This window comes from Streptomyces sp. NPDC088246, assembly GCF_044741025.1.
Classification (GTDB): Bacteria; Actinomycetota; Actinomycetes; order Streptomycetales; family Streptomycetaceae; genus Streptomyces.
On record NZ_JBIURV010000002.1, the window covers coordinates 287,514 to 313,901 of the forward strand.

Below are 26,388 nucleotides of genomic sequence, written 5' to 3' on the forward strand. Positions count from 1 at the left end.
GGTTACTACTCCTTCGGGCTGTCCTCCGGCGTATCGGACGATGCGGCGCCGTCATCCGCGGCGGTCTCGTCGGCGTCCGGCTTCTGCACCTTGACGATCTCGATCGCCTCGCGCGCCGCCGCCGTCACCGTCTCGCCGGGCGCCTGGTCGGGCGCGTTCTCCGGGTGGTGGCAGGCCACCTGGTGCCCGGTCTTCAGCGCGACCAGCGGCGGTTCCTGCGTCTTGCAGATCTCCGTCGCCTTCCAGCACCGGGTGTGGAAGCGGCAGCCGCTGGGCGGCGAGATCGGCGACGGCACGTCGCCCTTCAGCAGGATGCGCTCGCTCTTGGCCGAACGGCGCTTCGGGTCCGGGATCGGCACCGCCGAGAGCAGCGCCTTGGTGTACGGGTGCATCGGCGCCTTGTAGAGCGACTCGCGGTCCGCCAGCTCCACGATCTTGCCGAGGTACATCACCGCGATCCGGTCCGAGACGTGCCGTACGACCGAGAGGTCATGGGCGATGATCACGTACGTCAGGCCGAGCTCGGTCTGGAGGTCGTCGAGCAGGTTCACCACCTGCGCCTGGATGGAGACGTCCAGCGCCGACACCGGCTCGTCCGCCACGACCAGCCTGGGGTTGAGCGCGAGCGCGCGGGCGATCCCGATGCGCTGGCGCTGGCCGCCGGAGAACTCGTGCGGATAGCGGTTGTAGTGCTCGGGGTTGAGGCCCACGACCTCCAGCAGCCGCTGCACCTCCTTCTTGACGCCGCCCTCGGGCGTGACGCCCTGCAGCTTGAAGGGGGCCGACACGATCGTGCCGATCGTGTGCCGGGGGTTCAGCGAGGAGAACGGGTCCTGGAAGATCATCTGCATGTCGCGGCGCATCGGGCGCATGGCGCCGACGCCGAGGTGCGTGATGTCCCTCCCCTCGAACTCGATCTTCCCCGCGGTGGGTTCGAGCAGCCGGGTGATCAGCCGGCCCATCGTCGACTTTCCGCAGCCGGACTCCCCGACGACGCCCAGGGTCTCGCCCGAGTGCACCTCGAAGTCGATCCCGTCGACGGCCTTCACGGCACCGGCGCTGCGCTGCAGCAGCCCCTTCTTGAGGGGGAAGTGCTTCTGCAGCCCGGTCACCTTGAGCAGAACCTCGCGGGAGGCTGCGTCCTTGACCGTCCCGCCGCCCCCGGCAGGCCTCTGCGTCGGAACGTCCACGCCCTTGTCCTCGCTCGTCACGGCCTTGTCCTCGCTCACAGCTTGGGCGCAATCTCTTCGGTCCAGATACGCTCCCGCTGCTCCTGCGACATGTGGCAGGCCGCCCAGTGCCGGCTGCCGACCTCCTGCAGCTCGGGCCGTACGGTGCGGGTCACGTCGTCCTTGGGCACGTCCGCGTACGGGCAGCGCGGGTTGAAGGCGCAGCCCGACGGGATGTTGATGAGCGACGGCGGGGAACCCTTGACCGGGATGAGCCGGTCGGTCTGGTCGCGGTCGAGGCGCGGCATCGAGCCCAGCAGTCCCCAGGTGTAGGGGTGCCGGGGCTCGTAGAACACCTGCTCGGCCGGTCCGCGCTCGATGCAGCGGCCGCCGTACATCACCAGGATGTCGTCGGCGAGCTCGGCCACGACGCCCAGGTCGTGGGTGATGACGATGACCGCGGAGCCGAACTCCTTCTGCAGGTCCCGGACCAGGTCGAGGATCTGCGCCTGGACGGTGACGTCCAGCGCGGTCGTCGGCTCGTCGGCGATCAGCAGCTCGGGGTTGTTGACCAGCGACATGGCGATCATCGCGCGCTGGCGCATCCCGCCGGAGAACTCGTGCGGGTAGCTGTCGACACGCTTGTCGGGCTGCGGGATGCCGACCCGGTCGAGCATCTCGATCGCCCGCTTGCGGGCGGTCTTCTTGTCGACGGCGTGATGGACGCGGTACGCCTCCACGATCTGCTTGCCGATCGTGTAGTACGGGTGCAGCGCGGACAGCGGGTCCTGGAAGATCATGGCCATGTCGCGGCCGCGCAGCTTGCGCACCTCGTCGGGGTCCGCGGACAGCAGCTCCTTGCCGTCCAGCCAGATCTCGCCGGAGAGCTGTGCCTTGCGCTTTCCGTACTGGCCCGCGGTGTGCAGGCCCATGATGCCCAGCGACGTGACGGACTTGCCGGAGCCGGACTCCCCGACGATACCGAGGGTCTTGCCCTTCTCCAACGTGAAACTGAGCCCGTCGACGGACTTGACCAGACCGTCGTCGGTCGGGAAGTGCACCTTGAGGTCGCGCACTTCGAGGAAGGCGGTGGGAGCGGGCGAGCCCGCCGGGGCGGGTTCGCCCAGCGCGGCACCGCTCTTGTGCAGTTCGGTCATCCCAGCCTCACTCGCGGGTCGATGACGGCGTACATAATGTCGACGACGAGGTTGGCGACGGCGATCGCGAGAGCCGCGAACAGTGTGACGCCGAGGATCACGGGCAGGTCCTTGTTGCTGATGGCCTGGACCGCCGCGAGCCCGAGCCCCGGCAGGTTGAACGTGGACTCGGTGAGGACGGCGCCGCCGAGGAGCACACCGATGTCGAGGCCGAAGACGGTGAGGATCGGCGTCATCGCGGAGCGCAGGGCGTGCCGGGTGATGACGGTCCCCTCGCCCAGGCCCTTGGCGCGCGCGGTGCGGATGTAGTCCTCACCGAGCACGTCGAGCATGGTGGCTCGGGTGAGGCGGGCGTACATCGCGGCGTTCAGGAAGGCGAGCACGATCCACGGCAGGATCAGGGTCTGGAACCAGGTGCCGATGCCGTCGTCCGTGGAGAGGTTGTCGGCGATGTGCACCCAGCCGAAGTTGTGCACGAAGAGGCCCATCGCGACCATGCCGGTGAAGAAGATCGGCAGAGAGACGCCGGCGAGGGCGGTGGTCATCGCGGCACGGTCCCAGATGGTGCCGCGCCTGAGTGCGGACACGACACCCGTGGCGACGCCGCCGATGAGCCACAGGACGCAGGCACCGGCGGCAAGCGCACCGGTGACGGGCAGGGCGTCCTTGAGGGTGGTCCAGACCGGTACCTCCGTGCGGAAGGAGTAGCCGAAGCAGGGTGCGGCGCAGTGGGTGACGTCGTCACCGTTCGCGTAGTCGCGCCCCATCGGGATGCCCTTGACGAAGTCCCAGAACTGGACGAGGAGTGGGTCGTCGAGACCCAGTTTTATCCGGATGCCCTGGAGCTGCTCGGCACCGGAAGCCTTGCCGGCGAAGAGGACGGCGACGTCCTGACCCGCCCACTTGGGCAGCATGAAGAAGATGGTGAAGGTCGCGAGCAGTACGACGAGCACCATGATGACTACGGCGAACAGGCGCCGGATGAGATAAGCAAGCACTGTGCGCGGCCCGCCGGTGGCCGGGAACCCCTTGTGGGGGCTCCCGGCCACCGCCCCGGGCCATCACCTGCCCTTCGGACTGGCGGGTTTCGGCGGCGGTGGAGCAGTCAACCGGGTTGACTGCACATGCTGTTGACTACAGCGATTACTTGACGACGCCGAGCGAGACGTAGTCGTAACGGCCGTTGTAGGCGTCGGACATGTAGGCGTTCGTCAGTCGCTTACCGCGCCAGGTGATGTTCTTCTCGTAGATGAAGGGCATCCAGTCGGCCTGGTCCAGGATCCGCTTGTCGAGGCTCTTGTAGATCTCGCCGGCCTTGACCGGGTCGGTCTCCGCGATCGCCTCGTCGAAGATCTTGTCGATCTGCGGGTCCTTGAGCTGCGACTCGTTGTAGTTACCGGTCTCGGAGAGGAACCGGCTGTCCCACAGCGGCTGGCCGAAGCCCTGGCCGGACGGGAAGTCCGGGCCCCAGCCGCTCATCGTCATGCCGTAGCCGCGCTTCTTCACGACGGACGGCGAACCGGTGATGCTGGAGGCCTCGGCGCCGTCGATCGGGTCGACCTCGATCTTGATGCCGACCTTGCCGAGCTGCTCCTGGAGCGCCTCGGCGGTGTCGACCTCGCCCGGGTTGTTGTTACGGGCGCTGAGCTTGGTGGTGAAGCCGTTCGGCTGGCCGCACGCCTTCAGCTCTTCCTTGGCCTTGGCGGCGTCCGGCTTGCCCTTGCGGGCGAGGACGCCGTACGGGTCGTAGTCGCTGTGGCCCTTGATGGAGGCCGGCAGGGTGCTGTTGGCGATCGCGCCACCAGCGATCTCGCCACCGCGGGTCTGCTGCAGGGCCGCGAAGTCCGTGGCGTAGAAGACGGCCTTGCGGCAGTGGACGTCGTCCAGCGGCTTCGCCGTGTGGACGAGCGCGACGTAGCGGACGAAGGACGTCTGCATGTTGTCGACGCTGTCCTTGTGGTCCTGGACGGCGGTCACACGGCCGGACTGGGTCATGCCGGTGCCGTTGATGTCGACGTCGTAGTCGCCCTCCATCAGCTTCTTGTCGTTCTCCTCCAGATTGGCGGAGATCGTCATGCTGATCTTGTCCGGCAACGCGGCGCGAATCGGGTCCGAGGACTTGTCCCACTTGTCGTTGCGGACGAGCACGATGCTCTTGCCCGGCTTGTACGTCTCGAACTTGTACGGCCCCGAGGAGAACGGCCGCTGGGTGTACTTCGCCTTGGTGTCCTGCGAGGCCTTCACGGGCGAGCCGGACGGCATGGCGAGGAACTGCTCGAAGTCACCGTTGGGCTTGGGCAGCTTGAAGATGATGGTGCTGTCGTCGGGCGTCTCGATCGCCTTCAGACCGAGCTTGTCCGCGGACGTGTCCTTGTACGGGCCCTTGTACTCGTGCTTGGGGTCCAGCGTCTGCATCAGGTACTGCGGGCCACCGGTGATGGTGTCCGTCGCCCAGATGCGCTCGATGCCGTACTTGACGTCCTTGGAGGTCAGCTTGGAGCCGTCCTCCCAGGTGACGCCAGGACGCAGCTTGTACGTGTACGTCTTGCCGCCGTCCGAGATCACACCGGGGCCGGTGGCGAGGTCGCCGACCAGCTTGGTGGAGGCGGCGCCCGGCTTCGTGTCGTACGTGACCAGCTGACGGGTGTAGAAGCGCATGAAGTCCCAGGCGAAGCCGTAGTAGGCGCGCTGGGGGTCGGCGGAGTCGAGGTCCTGCTTGCCGACCATCTTCAGCGTTCCGCCCTTTTTGGTGGACGGGTTGGCGACCTTGTTGAACGCCGCGTTGAAGCCGGCGCCCTTCGCCTTGCTGCCGCCGCCGCTGTCGCCGTCGTCGCCGCCGCCGCACGCCGTGGTGGTCATCAGCGCCGCGACCACGAGGGCCGCACCCGCGGTGAGCCGTCGTTTCGAGGTAACTGTGGACATTTTCTCGCAACCTCCGAGATCGCGGTCCCAGGCCATTGCTTGCCGGAGAACCATGGGAAGAGCCACCTGACAGTGCGGCAGGGGCAAGTCGTGGGCTATCGGGTCCCCTTGGGATCCAGGGCGTCGCGCAGCCCGTCCCCGAAGAGGTTGAAGGCCAGCACGGTGATGAAGATCGTCACGCCGGGGAAGACCATGAACATCGGGTCGTGCTCGTACGTCTCCAGGGCGTCCCGCAGCATTCCGCCCCAGGAAGCCGTGGGCGGCCGCACACCGGCGCCGAGGAAGCTGAGGGCCGCTTCGGTGAGGATGTTGGTGGGGATCATCAGCGTCGCGTAGACGGTGATCGGCGCCACCAGGTTCGGCAGCAGCTCGCGGAAGAGGATGTGCGCCCGCCCGCCGCCGAGACTGCGCGCCGCTTCCACGTACTCGCGTTCACGCAGCGAAAGCGTCTGGCCCCGGACGATGCGTCCCACGTACGGCCAGCCGAAGAAGCCGATGACGGCGACGAGTACGGCGATGCGCACCCCGCTGCCGGTGAGGCCGAGCAGATCGTCGGGGAGGACCGAGACGAGGGAGATGATGAACAGGAGCTGCGGGAACGACAGCAGCACGTCCATGACCCGGCTGATCACCGCGTCGACCCAGCCGCCGAAGTAACCGGCGATGATCCCGAAGAGCGTGCCGAGCGCGACGGCGACCAGGGCCGCGAGGAACGCCACGAGCAGCGAGATCCGGGCGCCGTAGACGATCCGGCTGAAGATGTCGCGCCCCTTGTTGGGCTCGACGCCGAAGAGGAAGTCGCCGCTCACGCCGCCGAGGGACCCCGTGGGGAGATTGGTCAGCGGATCGAGCTTGTCCTGGTGGAAATCGTTCGGCGGGTGTCCCAGCAGGCCCACGATCAGGGGCGCGAAGACGGCCACCACGATCAGGACGAGGACAACGATGCCACCCGTCAGAGCGACCTTGTCCTGCTTGAGGCGGTTCCAGGCAATCTGCTTGAGGGAGCGCCCCTCGACCTTCTTCGCCCCGGAGTCGGCTGCGGGACCGCCGGTCGCGATCGGGGCCGCTTCCGTGGTCGGCTCGTGCAGTGGTGCCGTCATCGTGGCAAGGACCCCTCTCAACCGGCGGTGGCCGGGCCGAACTGGCCGCTGTGGCGGCTCGATCAGTCAGTCGTACGCAGAGGCGGCTAGACGCCCTTGCTGCGGGAGTCTTCATTGCCGTCGCGACAGGTAGCCATAGCGTCAGGCGAATGGATGCCTAACCGTGATGCGGTCTGGGGTGTTCCGTTATCCGGACAAGGCTAAACGACCTCCGAACACAGGGCAGTTGGGGTTGAATCGTGCACACAAGCCGAACCATGCCGTTACGGGCTCCAGTTGCACCAGATGCCACGGGCATGGACATCGAGAACATAAACCTCCCGCAACACACTCCGCCTGCGCCCGGAGACACGCACCCCAGCGCGTGCACAGCCTGCCCCGCCGGCCCCGCCCCCACTCCGGCACTTCGAGCCAGGAGGGGCCCGGACACGCCAATCCCATGGAGAGAAACTCCCCGGGCCCACACCGAAGAGGACCCACAACACCCCACCGACCCGCCGGACGGCATCACGCCACTCGCCACGCCCGCTTCACCCATCAACGGAAAACTCTTCCACCGAGACCACCCTCTCGGTCAACCGTCGACCAACAACTTCCGTACCGGAAATACTCGCGTCATATCTTCGAACTCATATCCGTTCACTTCAGTGATGCGCATCACACCCGCCATCATCCGCGGCCAATTCCTCCCGAAGATTCCGATTCGCATCGTCCGCAATTCAGACACACTTCACATTTACAGAAGGGAGCAAATTGAATCGTCAACAGATTCGAGGGTTCCGTCGACGCCTCGGCGGGAGATGGATCGGGAATCGATTGAAGGCGCGACAGCCGGGGGCTAGTTTTCCTCTCGCGAACGCTGCAACCCGCAGCACCACGAGAACGGAGAACGAAGAGCATGATTCCCACACGCAGGCGCACCCTGTATTCGGCCGCCACGACTGCAGCCTTACTCATCGGAAGCTTTGCCGCCATGCAGGGCACAGCGTCGGCATCCGGCACCGGCGCCCAGGCATGCGACGTCTTCACCTTCTATCAAGCACACGCTTACGGAAAGCCTTCATACGCCGCCCGAGGGCCGATCGTGGGGAAGAGAAACAGCAGCTCACACACCTCGACGCTGTCCTTCGCCGTCAAGACCACGAAGAGCCGCACGACGACGTGGACCGGTCAGGCCGGGGGCAGTATCGGGTGGGGCATTGCCAAGATCGAGGCAAGTACCTCCTACTCGGTGAGCAAGAAGGTTTCGTCCGGCGTAACGGTGACGAACAAGATGAGCGTGGACGCGAAGAAGCGTGGATTCACGCAGCCGACTGCCCTGTACCGCAAGTTCGCGATCGAGAAGTGGAAGCAGAACGGCAACTGCAGCACCACGAAGCTCAAGACCTACTACATGAAGGCCATCGTGGCACCCATCTACTTCACAGAGTGCCAGACGAAGGGTTCTTCCTGCACTCCGAAGCCGTAGATCCCGCAGCATGAAGTCACGAGGGAAGCACACGTGTTCCACTGCGATGCAATGAATGCGTGTGCGCACCCCGATGAGTCGGCCCGTATTTCATCACGGGTCGACTCGACCATCATGAGGCCACCGTTGCGGTCGTCGTGGAGTGGATCGCGCCCTCACGATCCGCCGCCGCCTGAATTTCCTATTCGGCGAAATTTCTGCGAGCAGGACAACTCCGGACTCCAAGCCGGACATCACCAAGCAAGGGAGGGACGCGGGGTATTCCACGCACCTGCTACTGCCGCACCCTGAATACATGCAACACACCCCATGTGCCCGTCTCCTCGACCTGGAGCGGGCACTGCGCTGTGCGGTGAGATCGCCGGAGGCCACGAGCACAGTCGGGTACCGGCCCACCGACGATCCCTCGACGCACCGCGATTCCTCCGGCGAGCCGCGCCCGGGAGCACGCCCTGTCACTTCTCCGGCGGCGGCACCGGCTGCCTCGCGCTGCGGCGGAGACAGTCCCGGGCAGCCTCCGTACGGAGTGAATGAGAAGCCGTCGAGTCCGGCACCGGAACCACCTCCCACCCCGAGAAGCGACTGACGGACCAGTCGTGCCGGCCCGCGCTTGGCCCCGCAAGGAGCTGCGACGGCCGCCGACTCACGGCCGCCCCGCCCCGGCACCCCTCCACGAACCACGCGGAGCCGCGGCCGGCGGCCGTATCCGCTGTCGCGTCGCACTCGACGGCGTCTGGGGAGCAGATGCTCCCGCCTCACGGAAGGCCGCCCGGAACGTTCCGGAGAGGGACACGAAGATCAGCAGGTCCGACTCCATGGCCCGGGCCAGCCGGTGCAGCACCGCGAACGTGGGCACCCCCTGCCCTCGCTCCAACCGGGACAGTGCCGCCTGGCTCATACCGGCCAGCGCACCCAACTGCACCTGTGTGAGCCCGGCCTGTAAGCGTCTGGCCCGCAGCGCTCTCCCGAACACCCGCCCCGGCCGCACCTCTGTGACCGTGGCCTCCCGTGCGGTTCCCGCAACACGCTCAGACGTAGACATCGACTGGATCATTCTTCCCTCACGTCACTCGTCGGGTGATCTATGACCTCAAGAGACGCGCCAAACGCATCTGCAGTTGCAAATCCGCACGACCGACTTCGCCTTGAACCGGAAGATAGTCAGCTACTCGGCCTCCCGGCCAGGAAGTTGAGCTGTTCCTGAGGTTGAATTCCTCCTCATACCGCCGACCTCATAAGCCCAGGAAAGTGACACTGGGCACGATATGCGGCGGAAGCTATACGGACATGTGGGCTTCAATCGCCACGAAGCGAATCAGCGGGCGCCTCGTACATCCCTTTTGCCTGACCCGCGATCAAAGGTGTCAATAACCAGGCAGACAAGTAGTACATGGAATTCCACTTGCCGACCGCCATCTCGCCCAACATGCTCCTGCCACTCGCCGGAGCCGGCTTCTGGTCAACTACCGACTCCGGCAACTCAGTTGACATACCAACGGGAGACTCACCGTGAATATTCGGGCCCTCACCGCCGCCGGCGTCGCCACCGCCGCCCTCGGCGTCCTGTCCGTCGCCGTCCCTGCCGCCCAGGCCACACCCGGAGCCGGTGCCACCACATGCCGGCCGGGCTCCGTCCGGATCGCCTTCTCCCAGACCGTCACCAGCACCCGGTTGACACACGCCAGGACGGTCCGGGCCAAGGGCGCGAATACCTCTCTGAACACCCAGGTCCCGCGCGTGGGCGCACGCTTCAGCGCCTATAAGAAGGGGCCGGGAAAGGCCACTTCGGTCATCAACGGACTCGAAAAGGCCACCAAGCTCACCCTCGCCGACGTACCGAGCAAAACCCCAGCCAATTCTGTGACAGTCAAGGGCAGGATTGCCAAGCCCGGTATCTACGTCGCCTATGCAGGCGTAAAGATGGCGACTGGGACCTACACCGTGCGCACCTGCAACGCCAAGGGCACCGGATACGGCCCGCCCCGTCACGGCACAGCCGGCAGCTTCGCCGTGAAGAAGGGGGCGGCCGCCCTCGCCACGGGCCTTGTCTCCTGCCGGACCAAGAGCGTCGATGAACTGGCCCGCAAGGCTCAGCAGCACGGCTGCTGACCGTGGCACAGCGGCCGGAGGCAGTCGGGCCCTTCCCCTGAGGGAGGCCCCCACACCGAACGTCGACTCGCTGTGCCCGCCTTCTCTTCCTGAGAGCCTGTCGGGTGGCCTCCGACAGGCTCTGAGGCGGGCACGGCGCACGCATGCCCCGAGAATCTGCGGCGAGCGCCCGGGCTGCGCACCGGCCCGCCGGAGAGGGACAGGAACGTACAACTCCGCTTCGAGCGGGGTCAGTACGCGCCCTGCGGCGGCGGATAGCCGTAGCCCGCCACCGGGGCCGCCGGGGCGTGGGCCTCGCGGTCGTAGAACGGACGGGCGTTGGCGCGCAGCCACATCGCGACCGGGTCGTACTCGTCGGACATCGCGACGGTGGAGACGGGCAGCCCGTCCGGGACCGCGCCGATCGACTGCTGCATCATCGCGCGCACCGCGTCGACCGACGTCTGGCTCGTGTCGTAGAGGTCGAGACCGATGGCGAGATACGGGACGCCGAGCGCGGGCTGCACCCAGGCGCGGCGCAGCGAGCGGATCGCGGAGGTGTGATGGGCGTTCTGCGAGAGCAGGGCGTAGAACTGCGGGATCTCGATGGCCGGCTCGGTGAGCCGGAGCGGGCCCGCGGGCATCCGGTCGAGGCCGGTGGCGATCCGCCGCAGATCCAGCCAGGGGATGCCTACGCCGCCGCCCGGGGCGTGCGGGTTGAGCCAGATGCCCCAGCGGTCGGGGAAGAGGGCGCGGGCGATGTCGCGGCCGCCGACCAGTTCATGGGCCCGGTTCCAGCCGCTGGCCGAGAGCTCCTGGGCGGAGGTCACACAGGGCGCGTAGCCGAGGCCGTCGATCTCCATGTTCCCGTACTGGGCGTCGGGCGAGCCCGCCTGGCCGTGCCAGAGGAGCATCCAGATCCGGCCGTTCGCGAGGGCCTGCAGCAGTGCCTCGTACGCGTCGTAGCGCCCGGGCGTCACTTGGCGCAGCATGTGCTCGACCTGCCCGGCCGCCGCGGTGCCTGACGCACTCACCTGGTCCCCGCCCCTCTTCGATCCACTGTGTCGGCCCGCCGCTCCCGGGGCACACGGGTGCGGCATGGTGCCGTGGCACCAGCCATCAAACCAGCTTATGCGCCGGTCCTGACACCGACTTGACGCCTTGGCTCGACGCGGTGATCCGCTCCGAAGGCGTCCGCGGGCGCCTCGCCGGGCGCTACTGGCCCGCGCGCCGGTAGAACGGCCGGACCTTCTCCCGCATCCAGTCGCCGACCGGGTCCTGCGCCACATCGAGCAGGATCAGATTGACCGGCCAGGGCACCTCGACCCGGCCGAGCGCGCGGCCGAGGGCGTCCATCGGGGCGTTGCGCCCGGCACCCTCCCAGGTGGAGAACTCGACGCCGATGAAGAGGACGGGATCGCCGCCCTCGATGCTGGCCAGCGCCCGGCGGGCGGTGAGCACGACACCGCTCTCCTCGAATTCGCCGGCCGCCGCGGAGAGGAAGTCGGCGGGCTCCTCCTGCCAGGCCGGCTCGTACAGCCGGACCCTGCCTCCGCTGGCCGGCCCGTCCAGCGGGGTGCGTCCGGCGCGGCAGAGCTCGGCCACGGCGGGCGGCGGCAGCGGCATCCCGACGGCGCCGCCCGGGTTCACGGCGATGCCGAGCTGCGGGGGCAGGCCGCGGGCGAACTCGCGGGCGGGCGCGACGGTGAAGGACATATGGGTGCCGACGCAGCTGAGGAACTGCTGTTCGGAGCTGAACACGGGAACGTACGGAGCGCCCTCGATCTCCAGCGTGGGCAGTTCCAGGTCGGGGGAGTCGGGTCCGCCGCCGTTGGGCAGGGGCACCCAGACCTGGCTGCGCCCGAGCACCTCGACGAGCCGTCCGCCCGCCTCCGGGCTGCCCACCGAGGCCATCAGAACTTCTTCGAGCTCATTGGCCGGCCATCCGCTCTGCGGATGGGACTGGACCTGTGCCGGAATGTCCACTGCTTCCCCTTCTTGCCCGAGCCTTCCGGCAGAAGATTAACGTCCGGCCGCCAGGCGCTCGGGCCCCTCGCCCCCAAGCCCTACGCGTCCGCGAACGCGATCCGGCCCAGTTTCCCCGCCGCTTCCCGGTCCAGCAGCACCGCCGACACGCACCCGGGCGGCAGCAGGCCGGTCTCGGTGTTCCGCAGCAGCCTCCCCACCGCCCTGCGGTGCCGGGCGAACGCATATCCGGAGACCCCGCGTCCGCGCTCCCGCTGGCCCTCCCTCGCCGTCTGCGGTGTGACGTCGAGCAGGACGAGGTGGAGGACGCGGCCCCGGCGCCGCGCGTCACGGGCCAGCCAGCCGCGTACCCACGCCTGGGTTCCGCAGTCGTGGACGACGACGGACTCCCCGGAGCGCAGCGCCCGCCACAGCCCCCAGTAGTGGGCGACGCGGACGAGGGGGCGGTAGAGGGCGTACGGGACTAACCGGGGCATCAGTCCCGCCCAGCGGTCCCGGGTGTCCTGGGAGTCGATGGCACGGGCCGTTGTGACCGCCCGCCGGATGAGCGTCGATTTGCCGCTGCCGGGCAGCCCGGAGACCACCACCACGTCGCCCGCGGCGAAGTGCAGGCTGCGCGGGCTGCGCCCGGCCCGCTCCCGCAGATCCCGCACGACGGGCGCGTGCGTCCCGAGCGTCTCCGTGGCCGGAGCCCCTGGCTGTGCGGGCATCGCGCCGTGCGCGACCCCCGCGGTCGTCGCGTACCGCTGCAACGTCATCGCCCTCCCCCTGTCGGGTCACCCACGTATGCCCATGAAGTGTAAAGAAAAGGTAATGCGGCACAACCGTCCACGCCGCTGATTTCCCGTTCGGGACCGGGGCCCCACTCCAGTGCGATGCATGCGATGATGACCCGGCCAACTGCATAAAGGCCGCTTGAATCCGCGCGGGAGAGTTCCGGTCACTGCATGTGCCGGGCGCCGAAGGAGCAAGTTCCTCCCTTGAATCTCTCAGGCCCCGTACCGCGTGGATGAGGCAGATCTGAAAAGCGGGCCGCTCTGCGGCTCCACCCAAGGTGCAAGCCGAACCCCTCAGGGGCTCTCGGCGAACCTCTCAGGTTCCGATGACAGATGGGGAGGGATTGTCCTCGTCGTCATGCCCTGGGAGCCATATCCATGAGCACCGCCCCCCGTCTCACCGCCCTCGATGCCCTGCACCGTTCGCTGGGCGCGACCATGACCGACTTCGCGGGCTGGGACATGCCCCTGCGGTACGCCAGCGAGCGCGACGAGCACAACGCGGTGCGCACCAGGGCCGGTCTCTTCGACCTGTCGCACATGGGCGAGATCACCGTCACCGGCCCCGCGGCCGCGGCCTTCCTGAACTTCGCGCTGGTCGGCAACATCGCCACCGTCGCCGTGGGCCGCGCCCGCTACACGATGATCTGCGCCGAGGACGGCGGGATCCTGGACGACCTCATCGTCTACCGCTTGGGCGACACCGAATACATGGTCGTCGCCAACGCCGGGAACGCCCAGACGGTGCTGGACGCGCTGACAGCGCGGGCCGACGGCTTCGACGCCGAGGTGCGCGACGACCGCGACGCGTACGCGCTGCTCGCCGTCCAGGGCCCCGAGTCCCCCGCCATCCTGGCCTCCGTCACCGATGCCGACCTGGACGGCCTGAAGTACTACGCCGGTCTGCCCGGCACGGTCGCCGGTGTCCCCGCCCTGATCGCCCGTACCGGCTACACCGGCGAGGACGGCTTCGAACTGTTCGTCGCCCCCGAGCACGCCGAGCACCTGTGGAAAGCCCTCACCGAGGCGGGCGCCTCCCACGGCCTGATCCCGTGCGGGCTCTCCTGCCGCGACACGCTGCGCCTGGAGGCCGGCATGCCGCTCTACGGGCACGAGCTGACCACCGGGCTGACCCCCTTCGACGCCGGCCTGGGCCGGGTCGTGAAGTTCGAGAAGGAGGGCGACTTCGTCGGCCGCAAGGCCCTCCAGGCCGCCGCCGAGCGCGCCGAGACCGCTCCGCCCCGCAAGCTGGTCGGCCTGATCGCCGAGGGCCGCCGGGTGCCGCGCGCCGGTTTTTCCGTGGTCGCCGGGAGCCAGGTCGTCGGCGAGGTCACCTCGGGCGCCCCGTCGCCCACCCTGGGCAAGCCGATCGCCATCGCGTACGTGGACGCCGCGCACGCCACGCCCGGTACTACGGGCGTCGGAGTGGACATCCGGGGCAGCCACGAGCCGTACGAGGTCGTGGCGCTGCCGTTCTACAAGCGCCAGAAGTGACGTCCGCGCACCTCGGAAGTGACGCAGTCGCGTCTCACACCGTAAGACCACCGTTCATCAGCACTCCCCCGCGTACAGGAGAATTCAGGTCATGAGCAACCCCCAGCAGCTGCGTTACAGCAAGGAGCACGAGTGGCTGTCGGCCGTCGAGGACGGTGTGGCCACGATCGGTATCACCGAGTTCGCCGCCAACGCGCTCGGCGATGTCGTCTACGCCCAGCTCCCCGAGGTCGGTGACACGGTGACCGCGGGCGAGACCTGCGGTGAGCTGGAGTCGACCAAGTCGGTGAGCGACCTGTACTCGCCGGTGACCGGTGAGGTCACCGCCGCGAACCAGGACGTCGTGGACGACCCGTCGCTGGTGAACTCCGCTCCCTTCGAGGGCGGCTGGCTGTTCAAGGTACGTATGGCGGAGGAGCCGAAGGACCTGCTCTCCGCCGACGAGTACACCGAGTTCTCCGGCAACTGAGACCCAAAGGGACCACCTGATGTCGCTTCTCAACTCCTCCCTCCACGAGCTGGACCCGGACGTCGCCGCCGCTGTCGACGCCGAGCTCCACCGTCAGCAGTCCACCCTCGAAATGATCGCCTCGGAGAACTTCGCTCCGGTCGCGGTCATGGAGGCCCAGGGCTCCGTCCTCACCAACAAGTACGCCGAGGGCTACCCCGGCCGCCGCTACTACGGCGGCTGTGAGCACGTCGACGTCGTCGAGCAGATCGCCATCGACCGCATCAAGGCGCTGTTCGGCGCCGAGGCCGCGAACGTCCAGCCGCACTCCGGTGCGCAGGCCAACGCCGCCGCGATGTTCGCGCTGCTGAAGCCGGGCGACACGATCATGGGCCTCAGCCTGGCCCACGGCGGTCACCTGACCCACGGCATGAAGATCAACTTCTCCGGCAAGCTCTACAACGTGGTCCCGTACCACGTCGACGAGACCGGCGTCGTGGACATGGCCGAGGTCGAGCGTCTGGCCAAGGAGTCCAAGCCGAAGCTGATCGTCGCCGGCTGGTCCGCGTACCCCCGTCAGCTGGACTTCGCCGCCTTCCGCCGTATCGCGGACGAGGTCGGCGCGTACCTGATGGTCGACATGGCGCACTTCGCCGGCCTGGTGGCCGCGGGCCTGCACCCCAACCCGGTGCCGCACGCCCATGTCGTCACGACCACCACGCACAAGACCCTCGGCGGTCCGCGCGGTGGCGTCATCCTGTCGACGCAGGAGCTCGCCAAGAAGATCAACTCCGCGGTCTTCCCGGGCCAGCAGGGTGGTCCGCTGGAGCACGTGATCGCGGCCAAGGCCGTCTCGTTCAAGGTCGCGGCGACCGAGGAGTTCAAGGAGCGCCAGCAGCGCACCCTGGACGGCGCCCGCATCCTCGCCGAGCGCCTGGTCCAGCCGGACGTCACCGAGGTCGGTGTCTCCGTGCTGTCCGGCGGTACGGACGTCCACCTGGTCCTCGTCGACCTGCGCAACTCCGAGCTGGACGGCCAGCAGGCCGAGGACCGGCTGCACGAGCTGGGCATCACGGTCAACCGGAACGCCATCCCGAACGACCCGCGGCCGCCGATGGTCACCTCGGGGCTGCGGATCGGTACGCCGGCCCTGGCCACCCGCGGTTTCCAGGCCGAGGACTTCACCGAGGTCGCGGAGATCATCGCGTCGGCGCTCAAGCCGTCCTACGACGCGGATGAGCTGAAGGCCCGCGTCGTCGCGCTGGCCGAGAAGTTCCCGCTGTACCCCGGCCTGAAGTAGCTGAAGTAGCCCGGGTCACAGGTTGTCCCGAAGTAATCCGGGACACAGTTCGTCACGTTTCGGGCGGGGCACCGCGCACACTGGACAGTGGGCGCGGTGCCCCATCCCTTGTCCCCCGCTGCTCTTCGGGCCGACCGGCCCGTACCGCATCACCCGGCAGACAACGGCGTCTACCAACCCTTAGGAGTCACCCCGTGGCCATCTCGGTCTTCGACCTGTTCTCGATCGGCATCGGCCCGTCCAGCTCCCATACGGTCGGCCCGATGCGCGCCGCCCGAATGTTCGCGCGCCGGCTGAAGAACGAGGGCCTCATCGCCCACACCGCCTCCATACGCGCCGAGCTGTACGGCTCGCTCGGTGCGACCGGTCACGGCCACGGCACCCCCAAGGCCGTCCTGCTCGGTCTGGAGGGCGAGTCGCCCCGTACCGTCGACGTGGAGTCCGCCGACGACCGGGTGGCGGCGATCCGCACCTCTGGGCGGCTCAACCTCCTCGGCATGCACGAGATCGACTTCGACGCCGACGAGCAGCTGATCCTGCACCGCCGCAAGGCACTGCCGTACCACGCCAACGGCATGACGATCTTCGCGTACGACCACGAGGGCGCCCCGCTCCTGGAGAAGACGTACTACTCCGTCGGCGGCGGCTTCGTCGTGGACGAGGACGCGGTCGGCGAGGACCGGATCGTTCTCGACGACACCGTCCTCAAGCACCCCTTCCGCACCGGCGACGAACTGCTGCGGCTCGCGAAGGACACCGGACTGTCGATCTCCTCGCTGATGCTGGAGAACGAGCGCGCCTGGCGCACCGAGGACGAGATCCGCTCCGGTCTGCTGGACATCTGGCGCGTCATGCAGGCGTGCGTCTCGCGCGGCATGTCCCGCGAGGGCATCCTGCCCGGCGGCCTGAAGGTCCGCCGCCGCGCCGCGAACACCGCACGCCAGCTGCGCGCCGAGGGCGACCCGCAGGCCCACGCGATGGAGTGGATCACCCTCTACGCGATGGCGGTCAACGAGGAGAACGCCGCGGGTGGCCGCGTCGTCACCGCCCCGACCAACGGCGCAGCCGGCATCATCCCGGCCGTGCTGCACTACTACATGAACTTCGCGGCCGGCGGCGCAACCGAGGCCGAGAAGGAGGACAGCGTCGTCCGCTTCCTCCTCGCCGCCGGAGCCATCGGCATGCTCTTCAAGGAGAACGCCTCCATCTCCGGCGCCGAGGTCGGCTGCCAGGGCGAGGTCGGCTCCGCCTGTTCCATGGCCGCGGGCGCCCTCGCCGAGGTCCTCGGCGGCACCCCCGAGCAGGTCGAGAACGCCGCCGAGATCGGCATGGAACACAACCTCGGCCTGACCTGCGACCCGGTCGGCGGTCTCGTCCAGATCCCGTGCATCGAGCGCAACGGCATGGCCGCGGTCAAGGCCGTCACGGCGGCGAAGATGGCGCTGCGCGGCGACGGCAGCCACAAGGTCTCCCTCGACAAGGTCATCAAGACCATGAAGGAGACGGGCGCGGACATGAGCGTGAAGTACAAGGAGACGGCGCGGGGCGGGCTCGCGGTGAACATCATCGAGTGCTGAGCGGGATGGGCCCTGACCAGCGCGTTTGCTGTGTCCGCGCTCGGCCGCCACCTGCGCCGGAGCGGACGCGGCGGGGTCAGCGAACTCCAGCACATCGCGCGCGAGTTGGGCGCCCTCTCCGTCGTCCGCCCCGCCGTAGAGACGGTGCTCGCCTGATGGCCAACCCCACCCGCGACACCACCGTCGGTCGCGTCTGCAACGACCTGCGCAACTTGGCCCGCCGCAACAGTCGGTCCACGGACGAGGTCATGGTCGAGTACGTCCTCGAACGGTTCCTCTACCGCCTGGCCTCGTCGCCCCTTGGCCGGGAACACTTCGTCCTCAAGGGCAGCCTGCTGCTCGCCCAGATTGGCCACCTGCCGCCGGCCAAGCAACAAAGCCACAGATCCGCCACCCGAATAACAAGAGTTTTGTTAAAGTGGCTCCATGGCCAACACCCCCGCCCCTGCTCCCGGCGAAGGCCCCGTCCGCCCGGTCTCCGTCTCCCTCCACCAGGGCACCATCGCCGCCCTCAAGGCTCGCACCGGCAAACGTGGCATGTCCGCCTACGTCGAAGCCCTCATCCAGCGCCAGCTGGAGCGTGACCGGCTGCGCGAACTCATTGAAGACGCGGAAACTGAGCACGGGCCAGTGGACCAGGCCGCGGTCGAGGCCAAGCGGGCACTCCTGCGCGGCGACAAGGCCGGCTCGGCGGACGCCGCGTGAGCGGCACCCTCGTCCTGGACTGCGAAGGCCTGTCCAAACTCGTACGACGCACACCCGAACTCACCGAATGGCTGGCCGCAGCCGAGGCCGAGGACATCCGCGTCATCACCAGCTCCGTCACCCTCGTCGAAGCCCGCGACCCCAAGACCAACCAAGCCCGCTTCGACTACGCCGTCTCCCGCGTCAACATCATCCCGCCTACCGAAGCCATCGCCCGCCAGGCCAGCAAGCTCCTTGCCTCAGCCGGACTCCACGGCCACAAATACGCCCTCGACGCCTTCGTCGCCGCCACCGCGCTGGCCTCGCCCGCGCCGGTGACCGTGCTGACGTCAGACCCCGAGGACCTCCTCATGCTGTGCGGCCCCGGCATCCGCGTCATCAAGATCTGACACTGTGCGATGCCGGGCCAGCCGCGGCTTTTGTTCGCCGCGCTCTAGAACTGACGATCACCGTTGACACCTGGGTCTCCGATCACTATGGAGACCCGCATGCCGAAGTCCACGCCGATCGCACCGCCTCCGAATGCGATTCCGCCTCCAAAATTGTCCGGCACAGACAAACGGCGCTCAAGCGCCAAATCGTCTCCGCTACCCCGACACCCCCTTCTCGGCTACCCACCGTCCACGCCATCACCGCCTTGCTCGACCCTCGTGCCCGGCGTCAGATGGCGTCGAGCTCGACCTCCTCGTAGACCCGCTGCCACCAGGTGGCGACGTCGTCCCTGAAGGCGGCCGGGTCCTGGCCGCGGAGCCCGTCCCTGATCTTCATTCCGAAGGCGACCCGGGCAGCTTCGGCCGGGTCGTCCTCCTCCTCGGGGTCGTCCGGCTCCAGTTCGTCGAAGTCGTCCAGGTGCTCGCTGCGGTGGTCCCACGCCGCCAAGGCGTCGAGGAAGGCAAGCAGCGAGCTGTTGACGAAGCGGGGTTCGGGGAGGGACGGGTCCGGGATCACGACCCGCCCCTCCGCATCGAGCACGTACTCCAGGGCGTGCGAGGACTCGTGCCGGCCGAGTCGCCAGTACGGTCCCTCGTCCGCCTTCGCCGTCACCCGGGTGAACGCGGCGCCTTCCTCGGACGGGTAGAACATCCCGTACACCTCGTTCGGCAGCCCGTAGGTACGGGCCACCTCCAGAGCCTCACGCACGGGTTGCGGCCACTCGCCCGCCGACGCGAGCGCGTCCGCGTCCAGGCCGAGGATGCCGGCCTCGTCCCAGGACTCGGGTGTCAGCCACTGCAGTACGTACTCCACTGGTCATTCCCTTCGAGAAACGCACTTACAGAAGGTGATCGAAGGCGCCACGCCGGATCTTTGTCAACGTGCGCTTCAGCTCGTTGACACCGGCGGAACGTGCCTTGCCGGGGCCCGTCCCCGTGCCGTGCGGGCAGTCGATGCTCCATGACACCTTCGACCCTCCGAAGGTGTCCATGAGGAACCTGTCACAGAAGTTCACCGTCTGAGCCACGCAACAGCCTCCGAACGACCCGACCCTCGCCAAGCAGCGGGGGCCGTTGTCATGCCGGAGCGCAAGCGGCGCCGGCTCGTGCTCCGGGCATGACAGCTGACGTCGCGTCACGATGCTTCCGGCGTACCCTCACAAACCCGCGAGCCGGGTTCGCGGTCCGCGGGTGGGGTGGATCCTCCGGCAGCGGGCAGTGTTGGAGACGTCCACGATCCCGAAGGGGGCCCGATGAGGCGTACAGAAGTGGCCAGACAGTTGGGCGGATTCGTACGGGAGCACCGCACCGACGGCGCGAGACGCCTGCGGCAGGCGGGCATCTGGCTGGTGGTCGGGGCGGCGGGCACAGCCGTCGGACTACCGGTGGCGATCGCGTCGGTGGGCACCGTCCACGGGGCCCCGAAGCTGGCGGGGCTGCTGCTCGGGGTCGGCCTGGTGGGGTGGGGGCTGGGGATCTGGCGCCTGGTGCAGGCGTTCCGTACCCGGGAACAGTGCTTCGACATCCATGAGCGGGGGTTCACCCACCGCGTGGCGGGCGAGGCCACCGTCATTCCCTGGGAGGACGTGGCGCAGGTGAGCGCCTCCGGCGGCGACGGCCGTCCGCTCGCCGATGCTCGTGGCATGGGCTCCACGTGCGAGATCCGGCTGCACAGCGGACGCCGGATCCGCGTCGACACCTTCACCGAGGACATGCGAGAGCTGGCCACGGTGGTCCACCGCGCGGTTCACCTCGGGGAATTTCCCCGGGGCCGGGGACGCTGACCGGCGCTACTGGAGCCCCACGCGGCGAGGAGTGCCGCTGCCGAGCGGACCCGTGGGCGGTCCGCCGTGTCCGAGCCGTTCGGCGGCGCGTACGGCGTCTGCCAGGACGTCCGATCATGCCGCCCACCTCCGGCACCGGCACCTGGACCCGGTGCCGGTCAGCAGATGCCCGCATCAGCGGATTCCGGCAGTCGGAAGAAGCCGGCCTCCACATCCCCGTCCCGTCGGGCCACTACAAGCGCCATTGCGACGCCAAGCGCACCTGCTAGCCTCGCGAAGGGCGCGAGCCGTTTACTCCCTTTTTGTCACCTCCGCCCCTCCCTCCTCCCCCCTTCTCTCCACTGATCCGGGACGTGAGCGATGCCTGAGAGCCCGAGTGTCTGGGAAGTGCGGCTGGGTATTTACGCCACTCGACAGCAGGCCGAAGAGATCGAGGAACGCATCGCCAGGCTGCTGTGCCCGGACCCCGATCACGCCCCGCCGTGCCCGATTCCATGGTCGGTGTCCCTCCTCCACGGGTCGGGACTCGAGGAGGGCGACCCGTATCCGGAGCTGGTCGAACAGGCCGAGGCGGAGAAGCGCCTCCACCCATGACCATCCGGACCATCCGGCGGCGATCGAACGGTCGCCGCTTTTTGTGATCGTGTGCACGGAGTGGAGATCGGCTGTAGATCCTCGGGTACCCGGTTGCGCCGAGAAGGCCGCCACGACGCGCGGCAGCAGATGTCGGCGGTTACGGCGTGACCGAGCGAGAGATCCTTCTCGGGCGCGGCTCGGAGTACCGGGTGACCCGAGTCTTCGTGGACGAGGCCGGACAGGCCCAGGTGTACGGCGAAGTCCTGCCGAAGTGAGTCGGCCTCGGGCTCCACTTCGTCCTGACGCGCCGCATCGCGGGCGCGTCGCGCGGCATGTACGACCCGCTGGTGCTGGGCCTGCGCGAGTCGGGTGCCTCGGCGCTCCTCATGGCGGGCGACCGCAGCGAGGGCCGGTTGTTCCCCGGTGTGTACGCCGCGCAGCAGCAGGCGGGCCGCGGTGTGTTCATCCGCAGGGGCCGGGCATCTGCGCCGTCGGCACGGAGATCGTCCCAAGAGACCGTCAGCTGCTCAGAGATGTTCGTTCGTTCGTGACGATCAGGCAATTTCAGTCACAAACGACTTCCCTCCCTTGGCCACAGGAGGTTCACAACTGCTGTTCCAGTACCTCGTTTTGGCGAACATGAGCACGATTGAGTGAACGGTGTTCCGGTCTATGGGTGTGCCTGGCTGGGTGTGCGTAACGTATGTGGCGCGATCTGGGACGCCGGGTGTGGCGTCAGCAGTCGGGGCCCCCGTATCACCGGAGTGATGGTTCGGGGCCTCCCCGTCGCCTCTGGCCACACCCACATGGCCAGGCCGTAGGGATTCCGCCCACCCGGGACGGACCGCATACGTGATATGCGTCGCCGCCCAGGACGAGAAAGCGGAGGACCAGCGCGCCCAACACCGTTCGGGGCGTGCCAGTGAGACAGGACTCACTTCTGCTCACTGCCCAGGAACGGTTGACTGTGGGTCACGCACGGTGATGCCACCGTCCTGAGCCAAGGGCGCTTGCCACCGCGGGCCCGCGAGCCCGGCCCCGATGCCCGGACCCCCGGCGGAGGAGAGTGAGCAGGGATGACCGGCTCATCTCGTACGGTGACCCTCCGGCCAGGGCCGAGCGGGAGCGGGCGGCCCGCACCCCGATGCGTACTGGCGCCGACGCGTGAATTCGATCAGATCCCCGTTCGTATCGTTCATCCGCATCGTCTCGACGAGGGGCACCAATGAGCCAGATTGCGCTGCCGGAGTTTCATATGCCGTTCCAGAGCACGGGATGCAATCCCGGCATCGAGGAGACCGGGAAGGCCGCTTGGGAATGGGCCGAATCCAATGGTCTCGTACTCTCCCCGATGGCCCGGAAGAAGATGATCCGGACCAGGCCCGAACTCTGGATATCCCTCATATTCCCCACTGCTTCACAGCAGCATCTCGATCTCTTCTGCCAGTGGCTCTTCTGGGCCTTCCTCGTCGACGACGAGTTCGACGACGGCCCCGCCGGACGTGATCCCCGCATGTGCGAGGCGGCGATCGACCGGCTGGTGGCCGTACTCGACGGCGAACAGCCGCGCGGCGCCATGGAGTACGCACTCCTGGACCTGCGGGCCCGGACGTACCACGACCGCTCGCCACGCTGGATCCGGCAGTTCCGGCGGGACACGGTCTCGTGGCTGTGGACCTACTACGCCGAAGCGGTGGAACGGGCCGCCGGGCAGGTGCCGACCAGGAACGAATTCGTGAAGCACCGCCGGGATTCGGTGGCCATGCAGCCCTTCCTCGATCTGCATGAGATCACCGCCGGCATCGACCTTCCGGAATCGGCCCGGAGCCTTCCCGCATATATCGCCCTGCGCAACGCCGTAACCGATCACTCGGGGCTCTGCAACGACATCTGCTCCTTCGAGAAGGAGGCACTGCTCGGTTACGAGCACAATGCGGTACGGCTCATTCAGCGCGACAGCGGATTCACCCTCCAGGAGGCCGTCGACGAGGCCGGGGTGCAGCTCGCTCAGACAGCGGAACGGGTGCAGCGCGCCGAGAAGGAACTGATCGACGAAATAGAGGCGGCCGGAATCCACGGCCGCACCCGGGCCGCGCTGGAGCGGTGCGTGCAGGACTACCGCGGACTGGTCCGGGGCGACTTCGACTACCACGCCCGCGCGGAACGCTACACCCGTCCCGATCTGGTGGAGATCGACGAACGGGATTCGCTGTCACGGTACTTCGCCGCCTGACCGGACGGCAGAGCATGGCGCGGGGCCGGAGGCGGGAGTCAGGTCTCCGAAGACCGGAGGGCGGGTCTCCGGCCTCCGCGCCGCCTCCGGTCGTCGTCGACAGATTCTCCGGCATGCTCGTCTCCAGGAGGGTGCTGAAGATCTTGGCCCACGTAGTCCTCCATGGGCTCCGGTTCACCATCGGCGCCGAGCAGCGGCAGCGCCCTGAGGGCCAGTGCCCACCCCAGCCGCGCCTCGCCCGACTCCGCGGAACGGCCGGTGAGTTCGGCGATCCGGCCGATCCGGTTGAGGACCGTGTTGCGGTGGCAGTAGAGGAGCTCGGCGGCACGCGCCGCCGAGCAGCCGTTGTCGAGCCAGACCCGCAGCGTGCTGAGCAGCGCGTCGCGTTCGGCCGCCGTGTCCAGGACTGCTCCCAGTCGCGTGGTGACGATGCGCTCGGCGATCTCTGGCCGGCCGACCAGCAGGACCTCCGCCAGCCGGTCGTCGAGCGCCGCCGCCTCGCCGCTTCCGGCGGGCAGCGTACGCAGGGCCTGCTCGGCCAGCCGCAGGGCCCGGCCCGCCTGGGCGAGCCGGTCGAACTCCGGTGATACGCCCGCGGTGGCACCGGTGCGGTGGCGCAGCAGGTCGAGCAGTACGCCGGACTCCCCCGCGGCCAGCCGCACGATTCCCGCGTACCGGCCCGATCTCGGCCGCCAGAAGGACCAGATGCCGTGGTCGTCGAGGACGGGCGCCGGGTTGGGCGGCGCGGCCGGGTCCTGGGCGGCGACGACGACGACGTACCGGTCGTGGACCGGCACTCCGAGCGCGGCGGAAGCTGCCGCGGCGACCGCCGGGTCGTCTCCGCGCCCGTCGAGGAGGGCCTCGAAGAGGGCGACCCGGCGGGTGTCCTGGCGGCCCTGCATCTCCAGCTGGGTCAGCCGGTACGACTCGGCCATCACCAGCGAGTAGCGGTCGATGGTCTCCCACACGGCACCCGCCATGTCGAGCTCGGTGTCCCGGTCGCCCGCGCCCACGCCCACGGGGTCCTGCCCCCGCCCGGCCCCACCGGCCCGTGTCGCCCGCAGGTGCTCCGCCATCACCTGCCACATCACCCGGCCCCCGCGCCGGTAGGCCTGCAGCACGGTGTCCAGCGGTACGTTCTGCTCCGCGCGCCGCCGCCCTGTCTCGCGCGCCGCGTACTCGAAGTCACCCCCGCTGGAGGGCAGTCCGCCGAAGTCCTCCAGCGCCCGCAGCAGATTGTCGCGGCAGATCTCCCACAGATCGACCCGGCTGACGGGCGCGCCCGACGCGTACGTGCCGCTGTGCGCGTGGATGTCGGCGACGACCCGCCGGGTCAGTTCGTCGATCTGCGGCACCAGGGCGACAGCCAGGGCGCGGCGCGGCTCGCCGTCGGCGCCGCCACTGCCGTGGTCGTCGCTGCGAGGGGTCCGGGCTCCGGGATTGTCCGCCATGCCGGAAGGTTAGCGCCGCGCTCCCGATAGGCGGATGCCTTGTCGCATACACCTCTGAGGGGCTGCTGCCCAGGTGGGCGATGCGCATGGTGGGCATCTGCACATTGTGTGGAGACGGGCCGACGGCTGATTCTGAGCAGCAGCAGCCGTGTGAACGCCATGTTTCCTGGAGCGTGTCATGTTTCTCAGCGTCGCCACCGTCCTCCGTGAGTCGGCCCGTAGGTATCCCGACCGCGTCGCCGTGATCGATGCGGACACACGGCTCACCTACCGGGAGCTGTGGGCGGGGGCGCTGGGCTGCGCGGGCGCGCTGCGGGCGTCCGGGGTGCACCCGGGGGACCGGGTGGCGGTGCTGCTGTCCAATTCGGCGGACTTCCTGTACGCGTACTACGGGGCGCTCGCCGCCGGGGCGACGGTCGTACCGGTGCATGGGCTGCTGGTGGCCGACGAGGTGACGTACGTACTGCGGCACAGCGGTTCCGTCGCGCTGATCAGTGGTGGTCCGCTGTGGCCGGTGGCCGAGGAGGGGGCGCGTGCCGCGGGGGTGCGGGCCGTGCGCGGTGTCCCGACGGACGGTGACCCGCTGCCCGCGCCGGAGCCTGCGGCGCCGGACGACACCGCGGTGATCCTCTACACGAGCGGCACGACCGGGCGGCCGAAGGGTGCACTTCTCACCCATCTCAATATCGTGATGAACGCGTCCGTGATCGCCCACGACCTGGTGGGGCTGGACGTCGACGACGTGGTCCTGGGCTGCCTGCCGCTGTTCCACAGCTACGGGCAGACCTGTGCGATGAACGCGACGCTACGGGCGGGGGCCACGCTCGTCCTCATGCCGCGCTTCAGCGGCGCGGGCGCACTCGAACTGCTGGCCTCCGAGGGCGTGAGCGTCTTCATGGGCGTACCGACGATGTATCACGCACTTGTCGAGGCTGCGAAGGACGCCACGGCGCGGGACGACACGACGCCCCGTCTCACTCTGCGTGCGGCCGTCTCGGGCGGCGCCGCGCTCCCCGTCGCCGTGCTCGAACGCTTCGAGGAGACCTTCGCGACGCAGGTCCTGGAGGGTTACGGGCTGACCGAGACCTCCCCCGCCGCCACCTTCAACCAGCCGGAGCTCGGCCGGCGGCCCGGCACGGTCGGCCACCCGGTCTGGGGCGTGGAGATCGGCGTCGCGGACGCGGCGGTCGAGGATGCCGTGCTGCTGCTGCCGGACGGCGAGGTCGGCGAGGTCGTGGTGCGCGGCCACAACGTCTTCGCGGGGTATCTCGACGATCCGGAGGCGACGGCCGCCGCCCTGGTCGACGGCTGGTTCCGCACCGGAGATCTCGGGGTGCGGGACGAGGACGGCTTCCTGAGCATCGTCGACCGGAAGAAGGATCTGGTCATCCGGGGCGGCTTCAACATCTATCCGCGTGAGGTCGAAGAGGTGCTCGTGCGCCATCCGGCGATCTCCGAGGTCGCGGTGATCGGCGTGCCGGACGAGGCGCGCGGCGAGGAGATCTGCGCGGTCGTCGTGCTGCGTGCGGATGCGGGTGCGGTGACGGAGGAGGACGTGATCGCCTGGTCCCGGGACCGGCTCGGGCGGCACAAGTATCCGCGGATCGTGCGGTTCGCCGAGACGCTGCCGCTCGGCCCGACCGGCAAGGTCCTCAAACGGGCGCTGACGGCCGCCTCTTCCTGACCCGTCCGGCCGACGCCGACGCCCCGACGTCGACCGGAG

The 26,388-nt window shown here is 68.5% G+C and carries 24 protein-coding genes, 1 pseudogene and 1 riboswitch; of the genes and pseudogenes, 14 read left to right on the plus strand and 11 right to left on the minus strand.

Annotated features, from left to right (window positions below):
- Positions 1–5 precede the first annotated feature (5 nt).
- The 5 genes from ACIPEK_RS03915 to ACIPEK_RS03935 form a co-directional block, all read right to left on the minus strand.
- A complete protein-coding gene (locus ACIPEK_RS03915) occupies positions 6–1,190 on the minus strand; it encodes an ABC transporter ATP-binding protein (RefSeq protein ID WP_401990774.1) in 1,185 nt (394 codons plus the stop codon).
- A gap of 35 nt (positions 1,191–1,225) precedes the next feature.
- The gene (locus ACIPEK_RS03920; protein WP_401990264.1) at positions 1,226–2,326 is read right to left on the minus strand and encodes an ABC transporter ATP-binding protein; all 1,101 of its coding nucleotides are present in this window, start codon (positions 2,324–2,326) and stop codon (positions 1,226–1,228) included.
- Positions 2,323–3,324, minus strand: a complete 1,002-nt coding sequence (locus ACIPEK_RS03925; RefSeq protein ID WP_383070974.1) for an ABC transporter permease — start codon at positions 3,322–3,324, stop codon at positions 2,323–2,325. Before ACIPEK_RS03925 ends, ACIPEK_RS03920 begins: the two co-directional genes overlap by 4 nt.
- Before the next feature lie 145 nt (positions 3,325–3,469).
- Entirely contained in the window at positions 3,470–5,248 is a 1,779-nt protein-coding gene (locus ACIPEK_RS03930; RefSeq protein ID WP_401990267.1) for an ABC transporter substrate-binding protein, read from the minus strand.
- Between the two features lie 95 nt (positions 5,249–5,343).
- On the minus strand, positions 5,344–6,348 hold the full coding sequence (locus tag ACIPEK_RS03935) for an ABC transporter permease (protein ID WP_401990269.1): 1,005 nt from the start codon (positions 6,346–6,348) through the stop codon (positions 5,344–5,346).
- 973 nt (positions 6,349–7,321) lie between these two features.
- Between ACIPEK_RS03935 and ACIPEK_RS03940 the strand changes: the two genes are divergently transcribed.
- On the plus strand, positions 7,322–7,816 hold the full coding sequence (locus ACIPEK_RS03940; RefSeq protein WP_383070876.1) for a hypothetical protein: 495 nt from the start codon (positions 7,322–7,324) through the stop codon (positions 7,814–7,816).
- 643 nt (positions 7,817–8,459) lie between these two features.
- On the opposite strand, the gene ACIPEK_RS03945 is transcribed toward ACIPEK_RS03940, so the two are convergent.
- Positions 8,460–8,858 (minus strand): helix-turn-helix domain-containing protein, encoded by a 399-nt coding sequence (locus ACIPEK_RS03945; RefSeq protein ID WP_401990272.1) that lies wholly within the window; start codon positions 8,856–8,858, stop codon positions 8,460–8,462.
- A 467-nt stretch (positions 8,859–9,325) separates the two neighbouring features.
- Here ACIPEK_RS03945 and ACIPEK_RS03950 point away from each other — a divergent pair, with 467 nt between their 5' ends.
- On the plus strand, positions 9,326–9,925 hold the full coding sequence (locus tag ACIPEK_RS03950; RefSeq protein ID WP_401990275.1) for a hypothetical protein: 600 nt from the start codon (positions 9,326–9,328) through the stop codon (positions 9,923–9,925).
- Positions 9,926–10,155: 230 nt separating this feature from the next.
- Here the strand turns inward: ACIPEK_RS03950 and ACIPEK_RS03955 are convergent, their stop codons facing one another.
- The 3 genes from ACIPEK_RS03955 to ACIPEK_RS03965 form a co-directional block, all read right to left on the minus strand.
- Positions 10,156–10,938, minus strand: a complete 783-nt coding sequence (locus tag ACIPEK_RS03955) for an enhanced serine sensitivity protein SseB C-terminal domain-containing protein (RefSeq protein ID WP_401990277.1) — start codon at positions 10,936–10,938, stop codon at positions 10,156–10,158.
- Positions 10,939–11,119: 181 nt separating this feature from the next.
- On the minus strand, positions 11,120–11,890 hold the full coding sequence (locus ACIPEK_RS03960; RefSeq protein ID WP_401990280.1) for an enhanced serine sensitivity protein SseB: 771 nt from the start codon (positions 11,888–11,890) through the stop codon (positions 11,120–11,122).
- Positions 11,891–11,970: 80 nt separating this feature from the next.
- Complete coding sequence (locus tag ACIPEK_RS03965; RefSeq protein WP_401990282.1) at positions 11,971–12,648, minus strand: AAA family ATPase; 678 nt, start codon at positions 12,646–12,648, stop codon at positions 11,971–11,973.
- A gap of 158 nt (positions 12,649–12,806) precedes the next feature.
- Positions 12,807–12,904: riboswitch (glycine riboswitch) on the plus strand.
- A 140-nt stretch (positions 12,905–13,044) separates the two neighbouring features.
- On the opposite strand from ACIPEK_RS03965, the gene gcvT reads away from it, so the two are divergent.
- From gcvT to ACIPEK_RS04000, 7 genes are all read left to right on the plus strand, one after another.
- Complete coding sequence (gene gcvT, locus ACIPEK_RS03970; protein ID WP_401990285.1) at positions 13,045–14,160, plus strand: glycine cleavage system aminomethyltransferase GcvT; 1,116 nt, start codon at positions 13,045–13,047, stop codon at positions 14,158–14,160.
- A gap of 91 nt (positions 14,161–14,251) precedes the next feature.
- Positions 14,252–14,629, plus strand: coding sequence for a glycine cleavage system protein GcvH (gcvH, locus tag ACIPEK_RS03975; protein ID WP_327272806.1), 378 nt, complete (start codon positions 14,252–14,254; stop codon positions 14,627–14,629).
- A 19-nt stretch (positions 14,630–14,648) separates the two neighbouring features.
- On the plus strand, positions 14,649–15,908 hold the full coding sequence (gene glyA / locus ACIPEK_RS03980) for a serine hydroxymethyltransferase (RefSeq protein ID WP_401990288.1): 1,260 nt from the start codon (positions 14,649–14,651) through the stop codon (positions 15,906–15,908).
- A 194-nt stretch (positions 15,909–16,102) separates the two neighbouring features.
- On the plus strand, positions 16,103–17,485 hold the full coding sequence (locus ACIPEK_RS03985) for an L-serine ammonia-lyase (RefSeq protein WP_401990291.1): 1,383 nt from the start codon (positions 16,103–16,105) through the stop codon (positions 17,483–17,485).
- Between the two features lie 30 nt (positions 17,486–17,515).
- The gene (locus ACIPEK_RS03990; RefSeq protein ID WP_401990294.1) at positions 17,516–17,641 is read left to right on the plus strand and encodes a hypothetical protein; all 126 of its coding nucleotides are present in this window, start codon (positions 17,516–17,518) and stop codon (positions 17,639–17,641) included.
- 270 nt (positions 17,642–17,911) lie between these two features.
- Positions 17,912–18,190, plus strand: coding sequence for a hypothetical protein (locus ACIPEK_RS03995; protein WP_401990297.1), 279 nt, complete (start codon positions 17,912–17,914; stop codon positions 18,188–18,190).
- The gene (locus ACIPEK_RS04000) at positions 18,187–18,579 is read left to right on the plus strand and encodes a type II toxin-antitoxin system VapC family toxin (RefSeq protein WP_401990300.1); all 393 of its coding nucleotides are present in this window, start codon (positions 18,187–18,189) and stop codon (positions 18,577–18,579) included. The genes ACIPEK_RS03995 and ACIPEK_RS04000 overlap by 4 nt, the downstream gene beginning before the upstream one ends.
- A 271-nt stretch (positions 18,580–18,850) precedes the next feature.
- Here the strand turns inward: ACIPEK_RS04000 and ACIPEK_RS04005 are convergent, their stop codons facing one another.
- A complete protein-coding gene (locus tag ACIPEK_RS04005) occupies positions 18,851–19,435 on the minus strand; it encodes an SUKH-4 family immunity protein (RefSeq protein ID WP_401990303.1) in 585 nt (194 codons plus the stop codon).
- Between the two features lie 439 nt (positions 19,436–19,874).
- Here ACIPEK_RS04005 and ACIPEK_RS04010 point away from each other — a divergent pair, with 439 nt between their 5' ends.
- From ACIPEK_RS04010 to ACIPEK_RS04025, 4 genes and pseudogenes are all read left to right on the plus strand, one after another.
- Positions 19,875–20,405: a hypothetical protein gene (locus ACIPEK_RS04010; protein ID WP_401990306.1), complete on the plus strand. Its 531-nt coding sequence runs from the start codon at positions 19,875–19,877 to the stop codon at positions 20,403–20,405.
- Between the two features lie 360 nt (positions 20,406–20,765).
- A complete protein-coding gene (locus ACIPEK_RS04015; RefSeq protein ID WP_401990309.1) occupies positions 20,766–20,999 on the plus strand; it encodes a hypothetical protein in 234 nt (77 codons plus the stop codon).
- Between the two features lie 257 nt (positions 21,000–21,256).
- A pseudogene (locus ACIPEK_RS04020) lies at positions 21,257–21,532 on the plus strand (hypothetical protein); the annotation flags it as partial.
- A gap of 704 nt (positions 21,533–22,236) precedes the next feature.
- Positions 22,237–23,214 (plus strand): terpene synthase family protein, encoded by a 978-nt coding sequence (locus ACIPEK_RS04025; protein ID WP_401990778.1) that lies wholly within the window; start codon positions 22,237–22,239, stop codon positions 23,212–23,214.
- Between the two features lie 38 nt (positions 23,215–23,252).
- Here the strand turns inward: ACIPEK_RS04025 and ACIPEK_RS04030 are convergent, their stop codons facing one another.
- Positions 23,253–24,665, minus strand: coding sequence for a PucR family transcriptional regulator (locus tag ACIPEK_RS04030; protein WP_401990312.1), 1,413 nt, complete (start codon positions 24,663–24,665; stop codon positions 23,253–23,255).
- Between the two features lie 178 nt (positions 24,666–24,843).
- Here ACIPEK_RS04030 and ACIPEK_RS04035 point away from each other — a divergent pair, with 178 nt between their 5' ends.
- Positions 24,844–26,349, plus strand: coding sequence for a long-chain fatty acid--CoA ligase (locus ACIPEK_RS04035; RefSeq protein WP_401990315.1), 1,506 nt, complete (start codon positions 24,844–24,846; stop codon positions 26,347–26,349).
- Positions 26,350–26,388: the final 39 nt, after the last annotated feature.